The organism is Affinundibacterium flavidum, assembly GCF_014284175.1.
GTDB classification, from domain to species: Bacteria; Pseudomonadota; Gammaproteobacteria; order Burkholderiales; family Burkholderiaceae_D; genus Undibacterium; species Undibacterium flavidum.
The window spans coordinates 21,495-43,438 of record NZ_JACOGA010000024.1 but is presented as its reverse complement, the minus strand read 5'-3'; the positions used below and the strand labels follow the sequence as shown (position 1 = coordinate 43,438).

Annotated in this window: 12 protein-coding genes; 5 read left to right on the top strand and 7 right to left on the bottom strand. The window is 47.1% G+C overall.

The genetic code is table 11. The annotated features are described in order from the left end of the window. Positions 1-32: 32 nt before the first annotated feature. The 7 genes from H8K55_RS19650 to H8K55_RS19620 all read right to left on the bottom strand — a co-directional run bounded on the left by H8K55_RS19650 (position 33) and on the right by H8K55_RS19620 (position 14,978). Entirely contained in the window at positions 33-4,082 is a 4,050-nt protein-coding gene (locus tag H8K55_RS19650) for a response regulator (protein ID WP_186943774.1), read from the bottom strand. 38 nt (positions 4,083-4,120) lie between these two features. Next, positions 4,121-5,041, bottom strand: coding sequence for a GGDEF domain-containing response regulator (locus tag H8K55_RS19645; RefSeq protein WP_186943773.1), 921 nt, complete (start codon positions 5,039-5,041; stop codon positions 4,121-4,123). A gap of 300 nt (positions 5,042-5,341) precedes the next feature. Beyond that, positions 5,342-7,204 carry a glycoside hydrolase family 28 protein gene (locus tag H8K55_RS19640; protein WP_186943772.1) on the bottom strand — a complete coding sequence of 621 codons (1,863 nt, stop codon included), beginning with the start codon at positions 7,202-7,204 and terminating at the stop codon, positions 5,342-5,344. A gap of 98 nt (positions 7,205-7,302) precedes the next feature. Beyond that, positions 7,303-10,059, bottom strand: coding sequence for a pectinesterase family protein (locus H8K55_RS19635; RefSeq protein WP_186943771.1), 2,757 nt, complete (start codon positions 10,057-10,059; stop codon positions 7,303-7,305). Then, complete coding sequence (locus tag H8K55_RS19630) at positions 10,056-10,877, bottom strand: rhamnogalacturonan acetylesterase (RefSeq protein ID WP_186943770.1); 822 nt, start codon at positions 10,875-10,877, stop codon at positions 10,056-10,058. The genes H8K55_RS19635 and H8K55_RS19630 overlap by 4 nt, the downstream gene beginning before the upstream one ends. A 339-nt stretch (positions 10,878-11,216) precedes the next feature. Beyond that, positions 11,217-13,913, bottom strand: a complete 2,697-nt coding sequence (locus tag H8K55_RS19625) for a TonB-dependent receptor plug domain-containing protein (protein ID WP_186943769.1) — start codon at positions 13,911-13,913, stop codon at positions 11,217-11,219. Between the two features lie 375 nt (positions 13,914-14,288). After that, positions 14,289-14,978, bottom strand: coding sequence for a FadR/GntR family transcriptional regulator (locus H8K55_RS19620; RefSeq protein ID WP_186943768.1), 690 nt, complete (start codon positions 14,976-14,978; stop codon positions 14,289-14,291). Between the two features lie 424 nt (positions 14,979-15,402). Between H8K55_RS19620 and garD the strand changes: the two genes are divergently transcribed. The 5 genes from garD to H8K55_RS19595 all read left to right on the top strand — a co-directional run bounded on the left by garD (position 15,403) and on the right by H8K55_RS19595 (position 21,541). Further along, positions 15,403-17,007 (top strand): galactarate dehydratase, encoded by a 1,605-nt coding sequence (garD, locus tag H8K55_RS19615; protein ID WP_186943767.1) that lies wholly within the window; start codon positions 15,403-15,405, stop codon positions 17,005-17,007. Positions 17,008-17,083: 76 nt separating this feature from the next. After that, positions 17,084-17,893, top strand: a complete 810-nt coding sequence (locus H8K55_RS19610) for an NAD-dependent epimerase/dehydratase family protein (protein ID WP_186943766.1) — start codon at positions 17,084-17,086, stop codon at positions 17,891-17,893. A 507-nt stretch (positions 17,894-18,400) separates the two neighbouring features. Continuing rightward, the gene (locus H8K55_RS19605) at positions 18,401-19,129 is read left to right on the top strand and encodes a hypothetical protein (RefSeq protein WP_186943765.1); all 729 of its coding nucleotides are present in this window, start codon (positions 18,401-18,403) and stop codon (positions 19,127-19,129) included. Positions 19,130-19,195: 66 nt separating this feature from the next. Beyond that, complete coding sequence (locus H8K55_RS19600; RefSeq protein ID WP_186943764.1) at positions 19,196-19,753, top strand: C39 family peptidase; 558 nt, start codon at positions 19,196-19,198, stop codon at positions 19,751-19,753. Positions 19,754-19,933: 180 nt separating this feature from the next. Continuing rightward, positions 19,934-21,541, top strand: a complete 1,608-nt coding sequence (locus tag H8K55_RS19595) for a serine hydrolase domain-containing protein (RefSeq protein WP_186943763.1) — start codon at positions 19,934-19,936, stop codon at positions 21,539-21,541. The last annotated feature ends 403 nt before the right edge of the window (positions 21,542-21,944 follow it).

Below are 21,944 nucleotides of genomic sequence, written 5' to 3'. Positions count from 1 at the left end.
TCAAGTAAATGTCGCCCAAGCGTGCCCTTGATTCAAGCGACATCGATTAACAATTGCAATGCAGTCTTGAAATCAAGATTGGATATCGCATTGCTTAATTGTTGCATCAATGGCTCGCTAAGTTTGGCTTGAAAAGCCGGGCGTAAATTCTCAAAGACATCACAGGCTTGCATGTTATTTTCTTGCAATAGGAGGCGCAATTGCGCTAGTGCCGCCTCGTTCAAGCTTAAGGAATCAGCGGGAGCAGAAGGAGAACTTGCCGGAGTCTCATGTTGCCGCAACCATGCCTGGGCGAGACCTAAGCTGCGATCTAGATCCAATTCTGCTTTTGCGAGCCGGTTTTCCAGATCGCTAAAATCGGCTGCGAGAATTTGCTTTTCTAGTTGTAAAGTGAGAGCGGCAAATGATTTCGCTCCCAAACTGCCGACCGCACCACGCATGCTATGCAATAAACGTGCTGCGTCTTCCCAGGCCTGCGTATTGATCGATTGTCGCACCAATGCCCACTGTTGACTTCCTTGCTCCACCACGCCTTTAATCGACACCAAAATTTTAGGCAGGCTTTCAGGTGCGGCGCGCGCTAATTTTTCAAATGGAATAGGATTGAAATAATCCGCATCGGCATTTTCCGACGTCAAAATAATGGCGTCTGTTGCCTCTTTCGACGTCATTCGAACAGACTTGATATCGGCCGGTTTTTCCTTAGCGTCAACTGTAAGCGGCTTAGATAGGTATTTCGCTATTACAGAGAACATCTGATCTATGTCTACGGGTTTGGCCACAAAATCATTCATCCCTGAACGCAAGCAACGATCACGTTCCGAATACATTACCCCTGCACTCATTGCGATAATTGGGATATCTAATTGTAATTCTGTGCGTATGATTTTGGTTGCGTTGATCCCATCCAAAATCGGCATCTGTACATCCATCAATATCGCGTCATATTGGTCAGCATGCATACGCAAATGATCAACTGCGAGCTGTCCATTATCCAATACAACGACCGAAGCCCCGCCCTGCTCTAAAAATCCCTTCGCGACAATTTGATTAAAAGGATTGTCTTCAACCAACAAGAATTTAGTTCCCGGCATATTCCAGGGACGACTGGTAGTAGACTTTCTGTGTGGTGACAAGTGTGCCGAATCGACGTTCAGAGCGATCGCCTCATGCACTGTATCAAAAATACTCGAGCCCGTAATCGGCTTCATCAATATAGCATCTGCATACTCAAGTGAAGGTTGATGCAATATATGATCCCGACTATAGGCACTCACCATGATCACGAACGAAGTCGTATGACCTGGCACCATCTCGCGCAAATATTTAATACTGGTCAAGCCGTCCATATCAGGCAACTGCCAATCGACCAGAACAACGTCATACATTTCTTGGCTCGCCATGCGAACTCGCACTAATTCCAGCGCTTGTGGGCCGCTGGTGGCAGACTCGACTAGCCAATCCCATGAGCGTATCGTTCTGCAAATATAATCGTTACTGGTGAGATTATCATCGACCACCAATAAGCGTAATTGTTTAGGATTGGGTTCACTCGACTCATTGGGAAAATCATCGAGTGCAATCAAAGGGACGACTACTTGAAATTCTGTGCCATGTCCGATCTGACTGCTTACCTCAATATCTCCGCCCATCATATCCAAAATGCGCTTGGAAATGGACAGACCCAAACCGGTGCCGCCATATTGTCTTGTGGTCGATGCATCCGCCTGAAAAAATGGCTGAAATAGTTTCTGCGTTTGCTGCGCATTCATTCCTATCCCAGTATCTCGTATGCTAAATCTTAATTTGATCTGTCTGGAACCTATAGGCGGTCTTGCACCACCCAACACTAATTCTTCGCTGGCATCCTCCGCCAATTTTTCTACAAAAATCGCGACTTCACCTTGCGCAGTAAATTTAAGCGCATTTCCCACTAAATTTGTCAGTACTTGCTGCAAACGCAATTGGTCTCCAACTAAACGCTTCGGCACACCAACATCGACCCCGATTGCGACTTCGATATCTTTATCTCCGACCGACACTGCCATCATACTGGCCAAGGCACCGAGTATGTCATCGAGTAAGAATTCGCCTTGTGATAACTCAAGCCGATTCGCCTCAATTTTTGAAAAATCCAGAATATCGTTCAAAATTCCTAACAGAGATTGCCCCGAGGTTTTGATCATTTCCAGATATTTGCGCTGTTCGGCATTCAGGTAAGTTGCCGCCAATAATTGCGACATACCCAACACAGCATTCATAGGTGTACGAATTTCGTGACTCATGTTAGCGACGAAATCACTCTTTGCTCTACTGGTTTGCTCGGCAGCTTCTTTCGCGTTAATTAATAATTGTTGTAACTCTTTCTCATCAGAAATATCGTTCGCAATACCAAGATAACCAGTAATATTTTCATTACTATCAAACATTGCTGTCACCACCAAACGCACCGGTATTTGGCGACCCGTTTTGTGTAGGTAAGTCCACTCTCGGGTTTCATTGACACCTTCTCTTGCCTTCACTACAAACACTTCAAAACCTGCAATATTGCGCTTTAACTCAGCACTCAATTCGCGCCCCCGCGCGGTGACTTCTTCTGCAGAATGCAAGATGGCAGGTGATTGTCGATTAACCAGTTCAGTACTGGAATAACCCAACATCTTCTCTGCGCCTTTACTAAACAAGCGAATAATGCCGACAGTGTCAGTCGCAATAATTGAAAACTCGGTCGCTGAATCGATCACTGATTGCAGCCGCGCCTGCGCCGCTGATTCAGCTTGCTGTGCCTTGCGTACTTCGGTGATATCCGAGATGAAAACAAACACTCCTTCAATCTCACCATCTCTATAGCTAGGAACGTAAGAAGTTATACTTTCTCTGGCACGCCCTTCGGGATCGATAATAGTCCGCTCAAACATCTGCGCATCACCACGCATCGCAGCTTCGAGATACGGCAAATTCTTAGCATAAATACTTTCACCGACCACTTCACGAACGTGTTTGCCAAGTATGTCTTCAGGTTTTACACCGAAATAAGTGGTGTACATGCGGTTCGCAAAAACATTTCTAAAATTCTTATCCCATAAGCCTATCAAGGCGGGGACATTATCGACGATGGTTTGTAGCTCAACGTGGTTGCGACGTAGGGCCTCCTCCATCAGTCCCTTTTGCGTATTTTGACTTCGAAACAAATTCATACTCGCCGTTAGCATAAAGACGGGTATAAAGGTCACTAAGATCGGAAGGTAATTTAGAAAGACCAAACCATAAACACTATTCATGGATGGCACGAACAGGCCTAGATGTATCATCACACCAATAATCATGGACTGCAAAAAAATCAAAGCAGTGACCGTCTTGGTATCGGTTTCTACCGCCGCAAATATCAAGGGAATGACCAGATAAATAAACGGGAATGGGAAAAATCGCAGTGCCAGATAACTCACGACAGAAACAATGATAGCGTAGAAAATCAGAGGCTTTTTGACCGGCAAGTTCCACTCAATTTCTGCGTGCTCTTGCTGCAATACTTCGCGGTTTAAGGCTTCCCGATTCAGCACCAAGAGGAATGGAAGCAGTGCCAGCATTCCAACCGATGAACTCACAAACCACAGAGGCAGTACGGTCAAAAATTGGGCGAATCCAGAGATCGCTAAGATACTAGCGCCTGCCAGCGCACCAAGTACACTAGATGGCAGACATATCTGTAGCACAAACCGCAGCATATGCTTAGGGGATTGGTCAAAATCTTGTTCAATTTGATCATGGCGTATGAACCAAATAGTCGCCAACATTTCAATCAAATTCGGCACGACAAAGGTGAGCGACAACCATAGAGAACTACCGCATATCCAATTGGCGCCAGCATTTGCTAATGCAAGGACAGCGATCATATACCATCGAAACTGCTTTTCGCAGCGCAAAAGAAAAACGATGCCGACGGCGTTGGGATACCAAAAATGGGCGACAGTAGCCTCGCCACGGGAAAAATAAATCGAAATAGTCGCCAACGCGAAGTAGGCAATCCCCACCAACCAAGCCCGCGCATAAGCACTGTGAGTCGTTGAGATTGGATTCGTCATCGTGATTTCTGAGAGATATCTTGATCTGAAAATCGAAACTAAGAATCACTGAAAATGTGATACCGATTTCGTCCGCTTTCTTTTGCATGGTACAGGGCACGATCTGCGCGTTCTATGCAATCTTTGGGCGATGACTCTGCATGAGGAATCTCGATAGACAAGCCAACACTAATGGTGATGTGCGCGGCACAAGAAGAAGCTTGATGTGGTATCTGTAACGCTCGCACAGCGTCACAAATCAATTGTCCATATTGCGCCAAGACGGACGCATCGACCTGCGGCAACAACACAACAAACTCTTCACCACCATACCTGGCGACAAGTTCACCCGGTCGCTTTGTCGCCAGTTGTAGCGCTTCTGCCACGGCTCTTAAGGCGATATCGCCAGCGATATGTCCATAGGTATCATTGTAATTCTTGAAGTGATCGATATCGACCAGCGCAATTCCCAACGGCAGTTGATGACGTTGAAGACGTTTGAACTCTACGTCAATTGCTTTATCAAAATAGCCGCGATTGTATAAGCCCGTTAATGCATCGCGTTGAGCGAGCAATTCCAGCGATGCAGAATCGTGGATCAAGCGCAAGTGGGTGCGCACCCTTGCCTGCACCACCAGTGGATTGAGTGGTTTACAAATAAAGTCGACAGCTCCCGCATCGAGGCAAGCGATTTCACTATCCATGCCAGTGTTGGCCGTGACAAATATGATTGCGATGTTGCGAGTGACTTCATCGTCGCGCAAACGTCGGCAAACTTCATAACCATCCATGGGCGTCATGGCGACGTCAAGCAAGATCAAGCTAGGTTTCTGCTGACGCGCTACCTCCAGTCCCATCTCCCCACTATTGGCAAACAAAATTCGACCAAAGTCCTTGAGAATTTCACTCAGCATACGAATCAAATTGATATCGTCATCAATAATGAGTATGGAACTGTGCTTGGACAAAAAAGCTGGCATCGAATTTCAATCTGAAATAAAGACACACACAGTCATTACCTCAGTGAGTTGACAACGCCTGACTGAGACATACCTGTGCCAATCTTGTGGATGCATTATTTTATCAAATTAAAAATAATGCTTTCTAGCATCCAACAATAACTCAAGCCACATTTTTCGCCAAATTTTTTTATGAAAAAACCTATAAATTTTGGTGAATGTCAGCAAATTGACGCAAATCATCTTTGCATTGAATGCCAATTAATTAATATTTATTCGCTTCATTTAAGCTCATACGAGATCACATCTTCATGATGAGACTCAAGCATTCAAAGTCTTATTCATACTTTCCCCATTGATGACCACATTTTTCAAACGCAGATTTTGTACATTGTACAAATAGAGAGGCTGTTCACGATTTACAGTGGAACCGAAATCGCAGTTTTCTATCGTCACATTCGAGACGGGTAACATTGTTGGCATCGGTAACTGGCCATTGTAGTCAGAGGCCACCGGTCCCAAGATCACGATCGCTTGAAAGCATGAGTGTCGCCCTGTTCTAGATTGCACATTGCCGACTTGAACGTTAGAGATATGGACGTCGCTGACTTCTGGCGGGCGCGTTCGTACATTGTCTGCTACAGGCGCGTAATCACAATCAAAGGTAATCACTGCTCCTGCAGCAGTCGCCACAGTGCGTGATGCGATCGGCGAACCGGGTAACGAGGCGTAATAAGATGGGCTAGTTTGCACGCCATTTGGGATGCGGATATTCCGTACATAAAAATGACGTAGAAAACCGCCGCGATTCATATTCGTTTTTAAACGGATTGCCATATTAAGCGGATTGGTCGCCCAATTGATATTTTCAAATAAGAGATTTTGCGCATAGACATGCTGTATGCCACCCGCCATTTCACTGCCCAAGGTCACGGCACCATGTCCGCTTTGCATCGTACAGTTTTGAATCACGATATGTTGCGAAGGTCCATATTGCGTGTCGCGGTTTTTGCCGGCTTTGATCGCAATACAATCATCGCCAGAATCAAAAGTACATGAATCGACCAAGACATACTCACAGGCTTCTGGATCAAAACCATCACTATTCGGACCGTGACTCTTCGCCAGCACTTGATGAATTTTCAGGTCACGGCAATTCACAGGATGATGTTGCCAGAACGGCGTATCTTTGACTTGATAGCCCTGCAGTAAAACTTTGTCGCAGCCTATCAGTTGTATCATGGGTGGCCGCAAGTAATGCCCTTTGCCAAACACGCGCTTAGGCAAAGCAACATTTGCCTCGGACAGTGCGGGTAAATAGGCGGCGTCGGCACGCCAGCGCTCACCTTCACCTTGTATCAAAACTGCATCTGCGGACGAAATCTCAGCAAGTTCCTGCAGCGCTTTGGCATTGCGCGGATTGACGGTGTTTTCCGACATTTTTCCGGCACTGAAATTAGGTGTCGTCCCCTGCCCTACCGAATTGATCGTGCGCTGTTTTCCCTTCCAAGTCCACCAACAATCACCGGCTTCATTAAACGGTACTCCACCTTGGCCATTCAAAATACTGGTCCAGTCTTCACCCGTCAACGCGATATTCGTTTGACCAAAGGCGTACACCATGGGTGAATAATTCAAGCAATCATTGCTTTGCCAACGCGATATCACCAGGCGTCCATTCGCACCACAATCGATAGTGCCATATTTGGCATAATCATCGGGTTGATTGCTGAAGAAAATATGTGCGCCCGCTTGCAAATGCACATGTACATTCGACAGCAAGACGATAGGCCCGGCACAATACCAATTTCCTTTCGGGATAATGACGCGTCCACCACCGGCTTTGTGACAAGCACTGATCGCCGCTGCAATCGCGGAATAAGCATCGAAAGAACCCGACTTAGGTGTAGGCAAATTGGTTTGCTCTTCAAAAGACACCCAGCCAGCGACGTCTTGCAATTCGCATTCCTGCGCGCCGAACGCCGTGATCAGAAAATCTTCATCACGAAATTTTAAGCCCTGCGCAAAACGATTCACGATGGCTTGTGCCGCATCCCAAGGATCTTTTGATGCTATTTTTGATTGTGCTGCGTTTGCTAATAAAGCTTGATTCGTGAGAGCTATGCCGCTCAAAGTTGCTAATGAAGTTTGGCGTAAGAATTGACGACGTGTGTTCTTTTTCATTTATTACCTCAGCTATTTTCTCAACTGACATCACGTCAATTCGTACTATGGTGATTGCAGATAGCCCAACAGGTACATAGGCTTTTTTACTCTTGTTTTTACTCTTGCTTGTTATTAAATTCCGCCAAAAATATCGCGGCGCTGCCAGTGGCAAGTTGCGCGGGAGCGGTATATCCCAAGTCCTTTACTGGATCAATCTCGGTCATTAACAAATTATTCCAATAGTCATCCACGCTAAATTGCACAGGGCGAAATGCCAAGCTGCTCTTCTTATTCCAATCTGCCCACGGATGCTGCTTTTGTATGTGTGCACCTATCGTAGAATTAAGAATCACAACCTTGCCCACAGTCTCCAATACCGTTTTAGAAATCGTGCCGCGTGGTGCTTGGTAACTATCTGCATCAGCTAAAGTGCAGCTATAAGCAGGCAGATTGATCCCCGCATAAGGCGTGCATTTTTGGGTATGGAACCACTGTCTGCCTAAATAAAATTTTCCGGCTAAGGCATTTACACTTCCATCATGCGTGAAGTGCGATTCGTTAAACACAAAACCATAGCGTGTTTTGACATTGGTATTCGGTGCTGTGACATACGAAGTCGAACGATCACCCAAGGACTTGATTTCTGAACGATAAAAATACGCTGTGGTATCACCGAAAATGAAATCCACATTACCTTCAACATAGGCACGATGAAAAAAACTACGTGAGGTATGCGCAATCGCCCGTGATTTCAAAAACAGCGTATCTTGAAATCCATGTACGCGGACATTTTCAAACTGTGCTTTATCAGCCCCCTCCAGCATCAAGGCAACCGCTTGATGTTGAACCACAACTACGGGTGCCGTTCCGGCAGTCGCACCACAACTGGTATTCGGGCACTCGGCTTTCAGATCAACTTTGTCTTTGTTATAGGCATTTTCAAACGTAATGTTCTTGGCTTGAAACCCATCAGCTTTAATCCAGGCGATGCCAGTACCACTGGTGCCGACCACAGGCCGGTCTTTCAGTGATTGATACATGGCGAGTATCGCAGGGTCGAGGTTCGCAAATTGCTGAGCGAAACGTTCTGTGTACACCGAGCCAAGTAAAGCAGCGTGAACGCTGGCGGAGATTTTGGTGTTGCGAGCATCGCTGTCTTTGGAATACAAAGTAATCGGCAAAGCAGTCTCTGGCACGTACATGAGTTCCTTGTAGATTCCAGCTTGTACCAGTATGTAGAGGCGACGGCGGGGTGATTTTTCTGCAAGCAAACGACGACCATCCAACAATGCCTGATTAATCGCAGCTTGTACTGTGGTGAATTTAGTCTTGTTATCTGCACTCGCATTGGCATCGACAATGTAATCCACGGGCAAATCCGTCTTTGTGACCAGATCATCTTGTAATGGATTCCAAGGATCGACAATCTCTTTACCTGCCGCACCAGTAGTGCGTAAGACTTGCTCTATAGCATACAGCTTTGCTTGCTCTGCACTAAGTTGTGGACGAAAATCGATTTGCTGCTTTACGGGAAACGTCAGCAATTTTTCTTGGCAATCGTTTGCTTTAGGAGCTGACCAAGTGAGATCTGTCGCAGCATCCGAAAAATTAAACGTCTTTTGATCGATATTCAGATTCGCGAACTGCAAGGTTTGTACTGAAGGCGCCGCGAGCGCGACTTGTTTGAATTGAATAGATAAAGGATGCGCGACATCGTAGCCGCGTACGATAATCTGCCCGGGTGTCAGGCTACGCACATTTTCCAAGACGATGTCGCGATACTGAGGAATTTTATCGCCAAGGGCTTTCGGGTCATAACGCGTATCGATATCGATGGGTCGCTTACTATTGCGGATGCAGACGTCTTCATAGCGCACTTGCTCAACGATACCACCGCGTGATACATCGCTCTTAATGCGCAAGCCTGAAGTGGTGCCATCCAAACTCAAATCTTGCACCAAAATACGACGCACCCCACTATTAGTTTCACTACCGATGGACATGCCATGCCCGCTGTAGAAATGATTGTGTAAGACCGACACATTTTCAGTCGCACCATTATTGCCGCCCTTGATCGCGATGTTGTCGTCACCAGTGCGGATATAACTATGTGCAATCGTGATATTGCGCGAAGAAATAGGATCGATACCATCGGTATTTCTGGCATCGTGCGGCGTGTCTATCTTCACGCCCCACGCAGTAAAGCCATCGACTCGGTTTAAAGTCACGTGAAAATTGGGTGAATTACGCAAAGTAATTTGATGCAGCGTAACGTCTTCAGAGCGTATAACTTCTATCAGACGTGGCACGTTGTGTTCGTTCTTTTCTTTTTGCGCACGACGCGCCATTTGCCACCAACTTTCAGTTTTTCCGAGCACGGTTTGCCCACCCTGACCGTCAATCACACCAGTTCCATAGATGCCGCTACCGCGTGCATTTTCTATGGTGATAAATGGTTTACAGCTACGTCCTTTGTCCGCATTCACACCACAAGTCTGTGAACCTTTTTGGATATCTTTTTCGTAGAGTGCCGCATCGCTGCTCGCGTATAAAGTCACGTCTCTGTCAATCAATAGGCTAACGCCGCTGGGGATGCGCAAAGGCCCGGATTGAAAGCTATCCTTTTCATTATTCGCCGCCAGTTGTACGGCTTGCCCCTGTGGGCAATGGTCGAGCGCTCTCTGTATGCGCTCTGCATCGACTGCTTTATTGTGTTCTGCTTGACTTTGATTGGCTGTCAATATCATACAAACCAAAGGCTTGCGCGGTTCGCTGACTTGGCGACTGTCTTGGGCGCTGGCAGATCCGGTAAAGCTTACAAATGCTATGCATACCAGACTCGCAGAGATCAGACGATGAGGTACATTATTCATTGCGCAGCTTCCATTTTAAATGCCGTGCGTAGTGCGGGGACTTGTTGTTTCAATTCTTGTTCAACCATGTGAGAAAAGAAAGCTGCGCCTTTGCTACCAACGTGGGTACGGTCAAACGCTGACTTGGCAGCACCTTGTGGTTCTACTTTGGCGATGTCGCTTGTGGGCATTTCTGTACTTGGCACTTTAGCTGGTGGCGGTGCTACGGCTAAAGTATCTGCCTCCGCTTCTCCCATCGCCTGCACTGCGGCATGACTTTCTGCATTCAAAGGCAATAAAATCGTCTTAGTTTCAAGCGCGACTTTTTCTATCGCCTCTGCCCAAGGTTTTAAATTATTTTCCAACACGCCCTCTTTAAAACTACGACGCGTTAAGGGAGTGAGCAACACTGGTACACCATTCCAAGCTTTTACTTCGGTCACATAGCGTGCCATGTTCACTGGAAATTCTGTCACCAGATCGGTTGAACGTCCGGGCTTGCCTGGTTGATCGTTGTGTCCAAATTGAATCAGTACATAGGTTGTCGCGTTCGTGCTTGCTGGCTGCTGCAAGAGCTCTTGCACTTTATCCCACAAACCCTCCGCACGAAAACTACCAGAGCTACGTCCACCGCGCGCCAGATTGATACATTCCACATTAGCTTGAAAACGCTGGCATAGGGCATCGCCATAACCACTCTTAGTTGCCATGGTCGAATCGCCGACCAAGATCACGCGAACTCGGCTATTTTCAGCAAACGCATGGTGTGGTGTTGACAGTGAAAAACTGAGGGAAAGTGCGGAGTAGGCCAGCAGGCTTACGATAGAAAACTTTTTCATAGCATGTCACTTTTACACTGAAATTTGCTTTGCTTAGCATTGCTTAGGGAGAACTTATTCGGAAGAACCTGCGCTGTTTACTTTTCGTGCGCCTGATCCGCGCGGGGTTCACCCCATAAGTACCAACCAAAATAGAGCTTGCCCCGAAACGGTCAGACCGACCGATTTACTCCTTCCCCTTCAAGGGGAAGGCCGGGATGGGGATGGGTCTAAATCGAACAATCAAAGTATTTCATACTCAAATCAACCCCATCGCCACCCTAGCCCTCCCCTTGAAGGGGAGGGAACTGCTAGTGGCGCTACAACTTGTATATTTAAAGAACCTAGACGACACCACGCTTAGAACGTATAAGTCACACGCGTATTAAATGCACGACCCAAAGGACTAGCAGCGCTGCTCAAATAGCCGTTGTAACCACTGTGATTCGTCACAGGAGGATTCACGTCGAACAGATTATTGACACCAAACACGATAGATACATTTTTAAAGCCCTTGTAGCTCATCGTGAAGTTATACATGGTGTAAGAACTGATATCGCGGTAGTACTGTGCTGCAACCAAGTTTTGGTCGTGGTAGCCAGTATTGTAGTTTTGCGTCAACTGCGCATTCCAATCACCTTTCGACCATGACAAAGCAAGGTTATGTTTCCAACGGAAAGTGATGATAGGTAAGCTGCTGGTTGTACCGTTACTAGCCAAACCAAAGCGACCAATATTCGAGACGAACTCGCCGCCTTTTTCCAGTTGATTATCAAACTGTGTCAAATAAGTACCATTCAATTGCACTTTGAATGTTCCCATATTCGATGCAGGGAATACATAATTGGAAGCGACGTCGATACCGGCCGCTTTTTGCCCACCCAGATTCATTGTCGTGTTTTTGATGTACAACAATTTACCTGTCGCGTCACGCACAAACAAATCTGCATAACGTGTCGGATTCATGAAGTAAGCTTGCTCAGGCAAGTTCGCCAACATGTTATCCATGTTCACACGCCAGTAATCGAAAGATACTGTCAGATTTTTCATTGGTTCCAGCACCACACCGAGCGTGCCGCCGACGGAAGTTTCTGGCGTTAATTCTGCGTTACTACCTGTTTGCTTAGGCAGTTTCACATTACATACAGTAGCTGCCACCAAACCTGGCAAAGGCTTACCTGTATTCGCAATCGCAGGCGTTGCACTAGGACATTGCAAAGGATCATCCCAAGCAGATGCAGTCGTTGTCGTGGCACCTGGCAGACGATAACCATAGCGATCAAACAAAGTCGGTGCGCGGAAGCCTGTATTCGCAGAGCCGCGGAACATAATCACCGAATTTGGCTGATAACGGAAACTTGCTTTAGGATTAATCGTATTACCGAAGTCGCTGAAATGATCATCACGTACTGCCAGATTGACGTTCAATTCTTTAGTCACTGGAATTTCCAATTCAGCAAACAAGGCCGCCACATTGCGTGCACCTTGACCGCGTGATGGCGATGATGCTGCATAGGTCGCTACCAAACCAACATCGGTCTTCACGTCTTCTGTCGTATCACGGTGGAAATCTACACCCAACGCCAAACCTACCGAGCCTGCTGATAATTGCATGATAGGCTTGTTCATCGTGAATTCGAGACCAGTAAAGGTACTCTTAGAGACACGCAATTTTTGCCCGTTCAAAGAAATACTATCGAGGTAGGCTTTACCTGTTGCATCTTGCAAACCGAAGGGATTCAAAGTGCCGCTAGCAATACCAGCTAGTAGTTTAGGTCCATCGACTGCGCCAGAATTCAAATAGCCAACACGATCACTGACGCCAAACACCAATCCAGCTTTGTAATCCCATCCACCAATCACACCTTCATCGTTAAAATTCAAGCGTTGATTCGTTTGCACGTCTCTAGTTTCGTAGATGCCGGCATCTGCCACACTCCAAGTCACCAATAATGGTGCACCAGTCACGCCAGCAACCGCTGGTACGCCACCGCTACCGCCCGGATACCATTTGCTGGTGGATGGCAAAAGTGCCGTCACACCGTTTGCTGCCAGACTAGTCGTTGGAATTTTGGTGCCGTAAATACTTGCTTCGCCGCGGGAATAATCAACTGAGAACAAATGGTCATCGCTGATTTTTTTGGTCGCTTTCGCGAAGAAAGTCAATTGTTCACGACCGTAAATCGCGGTGTTGTATTCAGCGTTATTGATGACGCAGGTGTTCTTACCACCTTGGATCGAATACGGTGCCAAACAACCCGTTGCATAATACGGATTCGCTGCAGCAAAGTTTTTATTGCTAGGAATAGTGAAATTAGCTGGGCTGGCAAAACCACCGCTGACCAAGGATGGTGCGCGGCCTATGCTGGTCAATAATTCGGTAGAGGTCAGTTCAGCGCGATCGGACGCTGCCAAACGGCTGCGACGCAAACCATCCAAGGTGGCATACACATTCCAGCCATCTTTTTGCAAATCACCAGCACCAACCGTCATACTGATGCGTTTTTCATCGCCACCGCCATCGCGTTGTGGATCGAGGATTTGCCCTGTGATCGACGCGCCTTGATATTCACGCTTAGTAATGAAGTTGACGACGCCACCAATCGCATCAGAACCATAAATCGACGATGCGCCGTCATTCAAAATCTCAACCCGCGCAATCGCGCTCATCGGAATCACATCGAGGTTGGCATAACCATCGGCGATCGCTTCATTCGCTAAACGACGTCCATTCAATAACACCAGCGTACGATTCACGCCCAGACCACGTAAATTGATATTCGTGCCTGAACCAGCATTTGACGGTGCCAAAGAATTTGACTGTGGCAAGGCCATCATCAAGTCTGCCAAGGTCGTCATGCCGCGTTTTTCTAATTCATCGCCTGTCACCGCAGTAATTGGCAACGAGGCTTCACTCGCCAGGCGCTTGATCGAAGAACCTGTGACTTCCACGCGCATGGGTTCTTGCGCGGATGCCTGTTGCATTAAACCCAGCACTGCGAGTGTGATCGCCGACAAGGTCAATTGTTTCACTTGAGATTTTTTACTTGTTTGCATTACTGTCTCCTACTCATTTTTAAATTGAAGTAGGACTTACGCAAAACAGACGCTAGCGTCGTTGTGTTCGCCTCGCCGTACAGTTGTACTGTCTTCGGCTCCTCGTCTAGCCAGCGCAATTTTGCGTAAATCCTTTAAAGCTCAAGTTCTCATCAACCTGAGACAAATGTCGGAATACCTCGCGTACCCGTTGCCGTCATGACGAAGGTGCTACTGCACCGAGGTCTGAATCGGTCAATTTACTCAACTTCTAAAACTTGTTTCTACTTGCATGCCAAGTAAAAGAACCTGGCTACTTACTTATTTAAGTCAAAATTACCTAAGTCAAAATTGCCTAAGTCAAAATCATCTGATTCAAAATCATCTTGGTCAAAATTAACCACGAGAAAAAGTTCTTGTGACACGCTCCAAATGTGCCCGCATCGCTTTGCGGGCGGCAGCCGGATCGTGTGCTGCAATCGCTTCTAAGATATTGCGATGATCAGTTAAAGTTAACTGGCGCAACTCTTCGGTTTGAAAATGTTCTTTTAAACGGTTCCACATACGTCCACGTTGATTCCACAAATATTCCATGGTGCCAACCAGCGCACTGTTGCCAGTGGCGCGCACAATAGATAAATGGAACTCGCGATCTGCCTGTTCATTACTCGCATAATTCGCATGCTCGCGCTCCATGGCAATGACAGCTTTTAAAATCGCGTCAATCGCACTATCGGTTGCGACCCTTGCGGCAATCGCGGCGATTTCAGATTCAATCATCCGACGCGCCGATAGCACTTCAAATGGCCCTGGCCCGACTTCAGGAATATCTTCTTCCACTTTGGCCGCACATAAATACACACCTGAGCCGCCACGCACTTCGACCACACCACCTAATTCCAAGGCCAAAATCGCTTCACGCAAGGAAGCACGACTCACATTCAACTTACCGGCCAGATCACGCTCAGAAGGCAAACGCTCACCGGCTGCGATTCCGTCATCGGCGATCAAGCGCTGGATCTTATCCGCGACCACGCGGTATAGCCTGGGCTCGTTTTCATTCGGTAAATATGCTTTTTTTGCCATTTGACTATGAAGGTAAGTAGTGCTCGTTGCTATTTTGCTGCATTTGGTAAGACCATTCTAATGTGGTTAGACCAATTTTGCAATGTGGACTAGCCAAATATTTTTTTTGGTGGCATACTCGCCACATGTAATAAGCTCAAACATGGTGGAAATAGGTGTAGTCATCGCTCGCCTCCTTCATAAGCTAGGCATAGACCAGATATAAACCAGATAGATGCACCAAGAAAAAAACCTTATACAGATTGGCTAGAACAGAGATTTTCGACTGCTGCAACAACTTTTACCCAAGTCGAATAATCAATAAGTGATCTGACCAAAACCTTAATCGCAACAGAAAATGAGCGTTTAAAACTGGTCAGTCCAGTTGTAGGCAATATCAAGGCATAAAAAAAGACGAGCACAGAATCAGGACGAGAGGAACCAAATGGCAAGCGACTCCCAAAGCACTTCGGCACCAGCTTCAGCATCCACGGCTGGCAAAGCCTTATATATACGCATGCATCAAGGCGACAATGTCGCCATCGTGGTTAATGACGGCGGCCTGCCCGCAGCGACGCAATTCGAAGACGGCTTAACTTTATTAGAAGCCGTACCGCAGGGTCATAAAGTAGCCTTGACCGATATCGCGCAAGGCCAGCCCATTATTCGCTATAACGTCACCATAGGCTTTGCCGTGCGTGACATCGCGGCTGGCAGTTGGATACAAGAAGCATTGGTGGAATTGCCACCAGCACGTGAACTACAAAACCTGCCGATTGCGAATCGCCAGGCGCCCGCTTTACCAGCCTTAGAGGGTTACACTTTTCAAGGCTTTCGCAATCCCGATGGCAGTGTCGGCACACGCAATATTTTGGCGATCACGACGACAGTGCAATGTGTTGCCGGTGTCGTCGACTATGCGGTGCAAAGGATCAAGGCAGAACTACTGCCTAAGTTTCCGAATGTTGATGATGTGGTCGGACTGGAACACACTTATGGCTGCGGCGTCGCGATTGATGCGCCAGATGCGATGATTCCGATACGCACGGTGAGAAATATCAGCTTGAATCCGAATTTCGGTGGGCAAACCATGGTGGTCAGCTTGGGTTGCGAAAAACTGCAACCGACGCGTTTATTCCCTAAGCCGACGATACCAATTCAAGCACAAGCGCAATTGCAAACGCATAACGAACCCGATGTCGTTTGCTTGCAGGACGCAGGCCATATCGGCTTTCAGAGCATGATCACATCCATTATGCAAACTGCAGAAGTGCATCTCATACGTTTAAATCAACGCCAGCGTGAAACTTGTCCGGCGTCTGAATTAGTCGTCGGTGTTCAATGTGGTGGCAGTGATGCTTTCTCTGGCGTGACAGCAAACCCGGCGGTTGGATTTGCTACGGATTTATTAGTCCGTGCTGGCGCTACTGTGATGTTTTCTGAAGTAACGGAAGTGCGCGATGGCATAGATCAATTGACCTCGCGTGCTGCCACGCCAGAGATCGCCGAAGCGATGATCCGTGAAATGGCTTGGTACGACAATTACTTAAAACGGGGCGGCGTGGATCGCAGCGCGAACACGACACCGGGCAATAAAAAAGGCGGCCTCTCGAACATCGTTGAAAAAGCGATGGGCTCTATCGTTAAATCGGGTAGTAGCGCCATTACTGGTGTATTGTCTCCTGGCGAAAAACTCAATCAAAAAGGATTAATCTACGCCGCTACTCCAGCCAGTGATTTCATTTGTGGTACTTTGCAAATGGCGGCGGGGATGAATCTACATGTATTTACCACAGGGCGTGGCACACCTTATGGCTTAGCAGCCGTGCCAGTTATCAAAGTCGCGACGCGCAACGACTTGGCGCGACGCTGGCATGATTTAATGGATATCAATGCAGGCCGCATTGCCAGTGGTGAAGCAACGATAGAAGATTTGGGCTGGGAATTATTTCACTTCTTATTGGAAGTCGCGAGTGGCAAAAAAACCTGGGCGGAATATTGGAAATTACATAATGCGCTGGTCTTATTTAATCCGGCGCCGATTACTTGATTCGCGGATTGGCGATTCATTTTTGCCGACTAAAATTTCTTTCATTCTTTAATTCTTTTATCGAGCGATACTTATCATGACTAGCAAACCATTCAACCGCATCTTGCTCACCGGCGCTGCTGGTGGCCTTGGAAAAATCTTACGCGAACGGATTAAGCCGTGGGCGAATATCGTGCGGCTCAGCGATATCAGCGACATGGGTCCCGCAAACGAAGGCGAAGAAGTCGTGCTATGCGATCTGGCCGACAAAGCGGCGGTTCATGCATTGATGGACGGTGTGGATGCGGTATTGCATTTTGGCGGTATCTCTACCGAAAACAATTTCGAAGCCATCATGCTGGCGAATATTCAGGGCACCTATAACATCTACGAGGCCGTACATAAAGCTGGTGTCAAACGGGTGGTATTTGCTAGCTCGAATCACACAGTTGGTTACTACAAAACCACTGACTACATCGATGCCGACAGTCCACGTCGTCCGGACGGCATGTATGGCATCAGTAAATGTTTTGGCGAAGATTTGTCACGCTTTTACTACGATCGTTTTGGGATAGAAACCGTGTGTCTGCGCATAGGCTCATCGTTCCCTGAACCTATCAACAAGCGCATGATGGTCACCTATTTCAGCTATGACGATCTGGTGGAAATGTTGCGTTGCTGCCTGTTCACGCCACGCGTTGGTCACACCATCGCATTCGGTGTTTCGGACAATCCAGCTAGCTGGTGGGACAACCGTCTGGCGAGTCATCTTGGCTATCAGGCCAAGGACAGCTCTAGTCAGTTTGCGCACAAATTTCCCGACAGCGCTGACTATCCAGAAAAAGACGATGTCACTACCATCTTTCAAGGCGGCGGTTTCTTACTGACCACGCCGCAATACAAATAATCATCTCGTTCAAAGCTCCGCAAAACTTTTCCGCAATAGTGAAGTCTGAGCCTGATCTGGCTCGGACTTCAAAAAACATTCCCCACGCAAAAGTACTAAGTCGCTCTTCCTAGATTTACACTTCCACTACTACAGTCACAAGCCCATTTTTTTACGACAAAACTGTGGCAAATCAAGCACAAACTTATAGTAAATAGAGCTTTACCTATTCATCACCAATCATGATTTTTATTTGGTACTCAAGCTTTTTTTGAGGATCTTCTTTTGATTTTCAGTAAAGCACACCAGACAAGCGCTAGGCCTGCGCAATCTTTATGTCACATTTCATATAAATCTGCATAGTTCTTTTTCATAGAAGTCAGCTGTATTGATCGCAAAAACCGCATTTAATTGACTCACGGTGTACGCAATATTAACAACCGTATCTCGGCAAAAAAAGCATTTGAGGGAGACAAACAAATGCCAAAATTTGACCATTCACATCAATTGACACAAGGAAAAAAATCTATGAAATACCCCTTGAAAACCTTAGCTGTAAGCATCGCCATGCTGACTGCTATCCCTGCCCTTGCACAAAACATTACTGGCGGTCGCGTTCAATTTGACGCCAATGCCGTTGCCAAAGCATCCGCAGCAAAAGAGCCTGCTGGTCTGCGTAGCGCAGCCACTAGCGGCTTACGTGCAGTGATCAATGACCTGACTGTAGACTTAAAAGCTGGTTCGTTGCCACATGGATTCCCGATTGAAGTCAATGATATTTCTGAACTCAAAAATGCCGAACTAGGTTTGGGTTTCGAAGTTTATTCTGCACACCCACAAACTTTGATGGCAGGTGGCCGTCCATTTGATCAAATGTTGATGGGAACTGGTGTATGGAATTTTGTTGTCTTGGTCGACAAACATCCAGTCGCCTTGCTAGAACTGGAAAAAGTGAACGGCAAGTGGCAAGTGAATGGTGTTGGCGGTGCCAAACTGGCGCAAGATGTGCAAGCTTCTAGCCAAAACCATGCAGGCAAAAACGCTTTCCGCTTCGTCCGTATTTATCAAGCGACATCTGACTTCTTAGAAGTGAAAGACATCGAAGGCAAATCTCGTTATGCCCCGCTGATCGCTGCGCGTCAAACTTTGCGCATGAGCGCTGCCGTTGGTGCTGATACTCCGCTAGCTACTGGCTCTGACGTGCTACCAGCGTTGCAAGAAGCCGTGCGTGGTCACCTTGACCGCTTTGGCAAATAAGCGCCCTAGCTCGTCATCACAACACTAACGCAACATTAACAATTAATCCGTCTCGGAGACAAGACAATGAAAAAAATGATTCGTAGTATTAAAACGCTGACTGCCATCGGCGCACTCACATTGAGCGGTTTTGCAGCCGCCCAAACTTATAATTTGAACGTGCCATTGAAGGTGCAAGAGCATAGTCAATGGTGCTGGGCCGGTAGTAGCCAAATGGTGTTAAATTTCTTTGGTAAAACACCGTCACAATGCGCTGAAGTGAATTACGCTAAAGGTATCAACTACGCTTGCGGCAATTCCACATTCAACTGGAATAGCAATGCCAATCAACCCAACTCTACGAATTCAATATCGTACATTTTGAATGGCTGGGGCGTTAGCTCTTCTGTAGTCGGTGTGCTCTCACAATCCAATTCCACTTCCCGCATTAATGCAAATCGTCCTTACGTCATTTTGTGGCAATGGACAGGCGGCGGTGGTCACTTCGTCGTAGTCAAAGGCTATAGCGGCAACTACCTGTACATCAACGATCCATGGCCAGGTAACGGTGCATATTCACGCACTTACGCCAGCACAGTTTCTGCCTCTGATCGCTACTGGTATAACACAGCAGTAACCAACTAAGATTTTTCTGAAAGCCAGATTCGCGACCCCTGCTTATCTGGCTTACTTTTTACGAAGTCTTATGCGCTGACCACAACTTCAACACAGACAGAAATTTGTCGTAAGAACACAATAATTCTCCAGTATTGAAAAGCTCTGGTGCTAACATGCATACACATTGCATTCAACCGGAGAGTTTTCATGGCTAGCAGCAAATCCTTCAACTTTGCATCCAACGTCATTTCTATACTCGCGCCCACGGCACTACTCATGAGCGCGCTCTGTACATCCAGCGCCTTCGCTCAGACTAGCGCTAAGCCGGCGTATCCACACAATTACGCTGCCGCACAGTTCAGTGATCAAGAACGCCAACAACGGGTCGCTGCACTGATTCCCGAAATCGATAAATTATATGCAGAGCTAGCAAATGCCGAACATCTGCCCGGATTAAGTTACGGCATCGTGATGGATGGCAAGCTAATCCATACGCAATCGCTGGGCTTGGCGAATCTGGCTTCAAAAACACCGGTGACCAGTAGCACCCAATTTAGAATCGCCTCCATGACCAAGAGTTTCGCCACCATGGCGATCATGCAGTTACGCGATCAAGGCGCATTAAAACTGGATGATCCTGTTAGCAAGTATTTACCTGAGTTACGCACGCTCGCCTTGCCGACGAATGATTCACCGCCCTTGAGCTTGAAAAATCTCATGACGATGACGACCGGCTTGCCAGAAGACAATCCCTGGGGCGACCGCCAAATGGCACTCGACAATCGCAGTCTAGAGCGCTTTGTTGCGCACGGCTTGTCTTTCTCGAATGTACCGGGAGGGACTTACGAGTACAGCAATCTTGGCTATGTTTTATTAGGCAAAGTCATCTCAAAAGTATCTAAGATGCGCTTTCAAGACTACATCACTAAAAACATTCTGCTCCCTTTAGGGATGAAAGACACAATCTGGGAATACAGCAAAGCTGCACCAGAAAAATTGGCGCTTGGCTATCGCTGGCGCAATGAACAATGGGAAGCGGAACCCATTCTGCATGATGGTGATGCCGCAGCAATGGGCGGCTTGATTACAACGATGGATGATTTTGCACGCTATACCGCATTTCATCTCGCTGCATGGCCAGCACGTAATGAAATCGACCGTGGCCCAGTGAAACGCGCCAGCGTACGTGAAATGCAGCAAGCCCAAATCTTTGCCTCATTTCAACCACAGGCGACCTTTATCGATAGCACTCGCCCCAATCCGCGCTTTAGTTTTTATGCGTATGGATTGCGCACTGTGCGCGATAGCAATAATGTTTTGGTGGTTGGTCACGGTGGTGGCTTACCTGGCTATGGAAGTCAATTTTTCTTCGCACCCGATCATGGTGTTGCTGTGATCGCTTTTAGTAATTTGCGTTATGGTCCGGTCTATGGTTTGACTGGAAAAGCCCTCGCCATGCTGATAGAAAAAGCCAAGCTGCCAGCACGTAGTGTACAAGCACCAGCGATATTACTTAAACGTCAGCAGCAAGTCGCCGAATTAATTCAACACTGGGATCTGACTTTGGGCAATAGTATTGCCGCCGACAATTTTTTCCTCGATTATTCACGTGAAGACCGCATCGCAGAAAGTAAAAAACATTTCGACAGTATAGGCAAAGTGTTGAGCGTAGGTGCGATCCGCGCGGAAAATCAATTGCGTGGAAATTTTGAAATCAAAGGTGAAAATGGCAGCTTGCTCATCGCATTCACATTGACGCCCGAACCTGATCCTAAAGTGCAATTTGTCAGTATCAGCAAAGTTAACAATCCATAATCTACAAAGAAAAATGCCGCGCAGTTTCATTGCGAACTGAGCGGCATTTATCGTAGCGAACGACTGTATTTGGCCTTAAGTAAAACAGACGATAGCTAAAGTTTCTTTGCATAGTTTGTGTGGTGCGCCGTGCGCACCACACAAACATTGAGCGCAAATTCGGTGCGCAAGGCACACCCTTGTATTATGAATGAAGAGTCGATATTTTGATTGACTCGATGTTTTAACAGTTTTTGATAGGCATATCAGAAACGAGCAACTGGATGCCGTACCCGCCCTTTGGTTCAAAACCAGTGACGTAGATTTTGCACCAGTTGCTCACCCCTCGTCTAAAAATCGGACAGTATCTTTGGCCCAGCTTGCTGGCAGCCCGTATTCACAAGGTAGATTATCAGAGGATTTG

Excerpts from the sequence above, each read along its gene's own strand:
- H8K55_RS19650 (WP_186943774.1), bottom strand. The coding sequence starts at position 4,082 with ATGACGAATCCAATCTCAACGACTCACAGTGCTTATGCGCGGGCTTGG.
- H8K55_RS19645 (WP_186943773.1), bottom strand. The coding sequence starts at position 5,041 with ATGCCAGCTTTTTTGTCCAAGCACAGTTCCATACTCATTATTGATGAC.
- H8K55_RS19640 (WP_186943772.1), bottom strand. The coding sequence starts at position 7,204 with ATGAAAAAGAACACACGTCGTCAATTCTTACGCCAAACTTCATTAGCA.
- H8K55_RS19635 (WP_186943771.1), bottom strand. The coding sequence starts at position 10,059 with ATGAATAATGTACCTCATCGTCTGATCTCTGCGAGTCTGGTATGCATA.
- H8K55_RS19630 (WP_186943770.1), bottom strand. The coding sequence starts at position 10,877 with ATGAAAAAGTTTTCTATCGTAAGCCTGCTGGCCTACTCCGCACTTTCC.
- H8K55_RS19625 (WP_186943769.1), bottom strand. The coding sequence starts at position 13,913 with ATGCAAACAAGTAAAAAATCTCAAGTGAAACAATTGACCTTGTCGGCG.
- H8K55_RS19620 (WP_186943768.1), bottom strand. The coding sequence starts at position 14,978 with ATGGCAAAAAAAGCATATTTACCGAATGAAAACGAGCCCAGGCTATAC.
- garD (WP_186943767.1), top strand. The coding sequence starts at position 15,403 with ATGGCAAGCGACTCCCAAAGCACTTCGGCACCAGCTTCAGCATCCACG.
- H8K55_RS19610 (WP_186943766.1), top strand. The coding sequence starts at position 17,084 with ATGACTAGCAAACCATTCAACCGCATCTTGCTCACCGGCGCTGCTGGT.
- H8K55_RS19605 (WP_186943765.1), top strand. The coding sequence starts at position 18,401 with ATGAAATACCCCTTGAAAACCTTAGCTGTAAGCATCGCCATGCTGACT.
- H8K55_RS19600 (WP_186943764.1), top strand. The coding sequence starts at position 19,196 with ATGAAAAAAATGATTCGTAGTATTAAAACGCTGACTGCCATCGGCGCA.
- H8K55_RS19595 (WP_186943763.1), top strand. The coding sequence starts at position 19,934 with ATGGCTAGCAGCAAATCCTTCAACTTTGCATCCAACGTCATTTCTATA.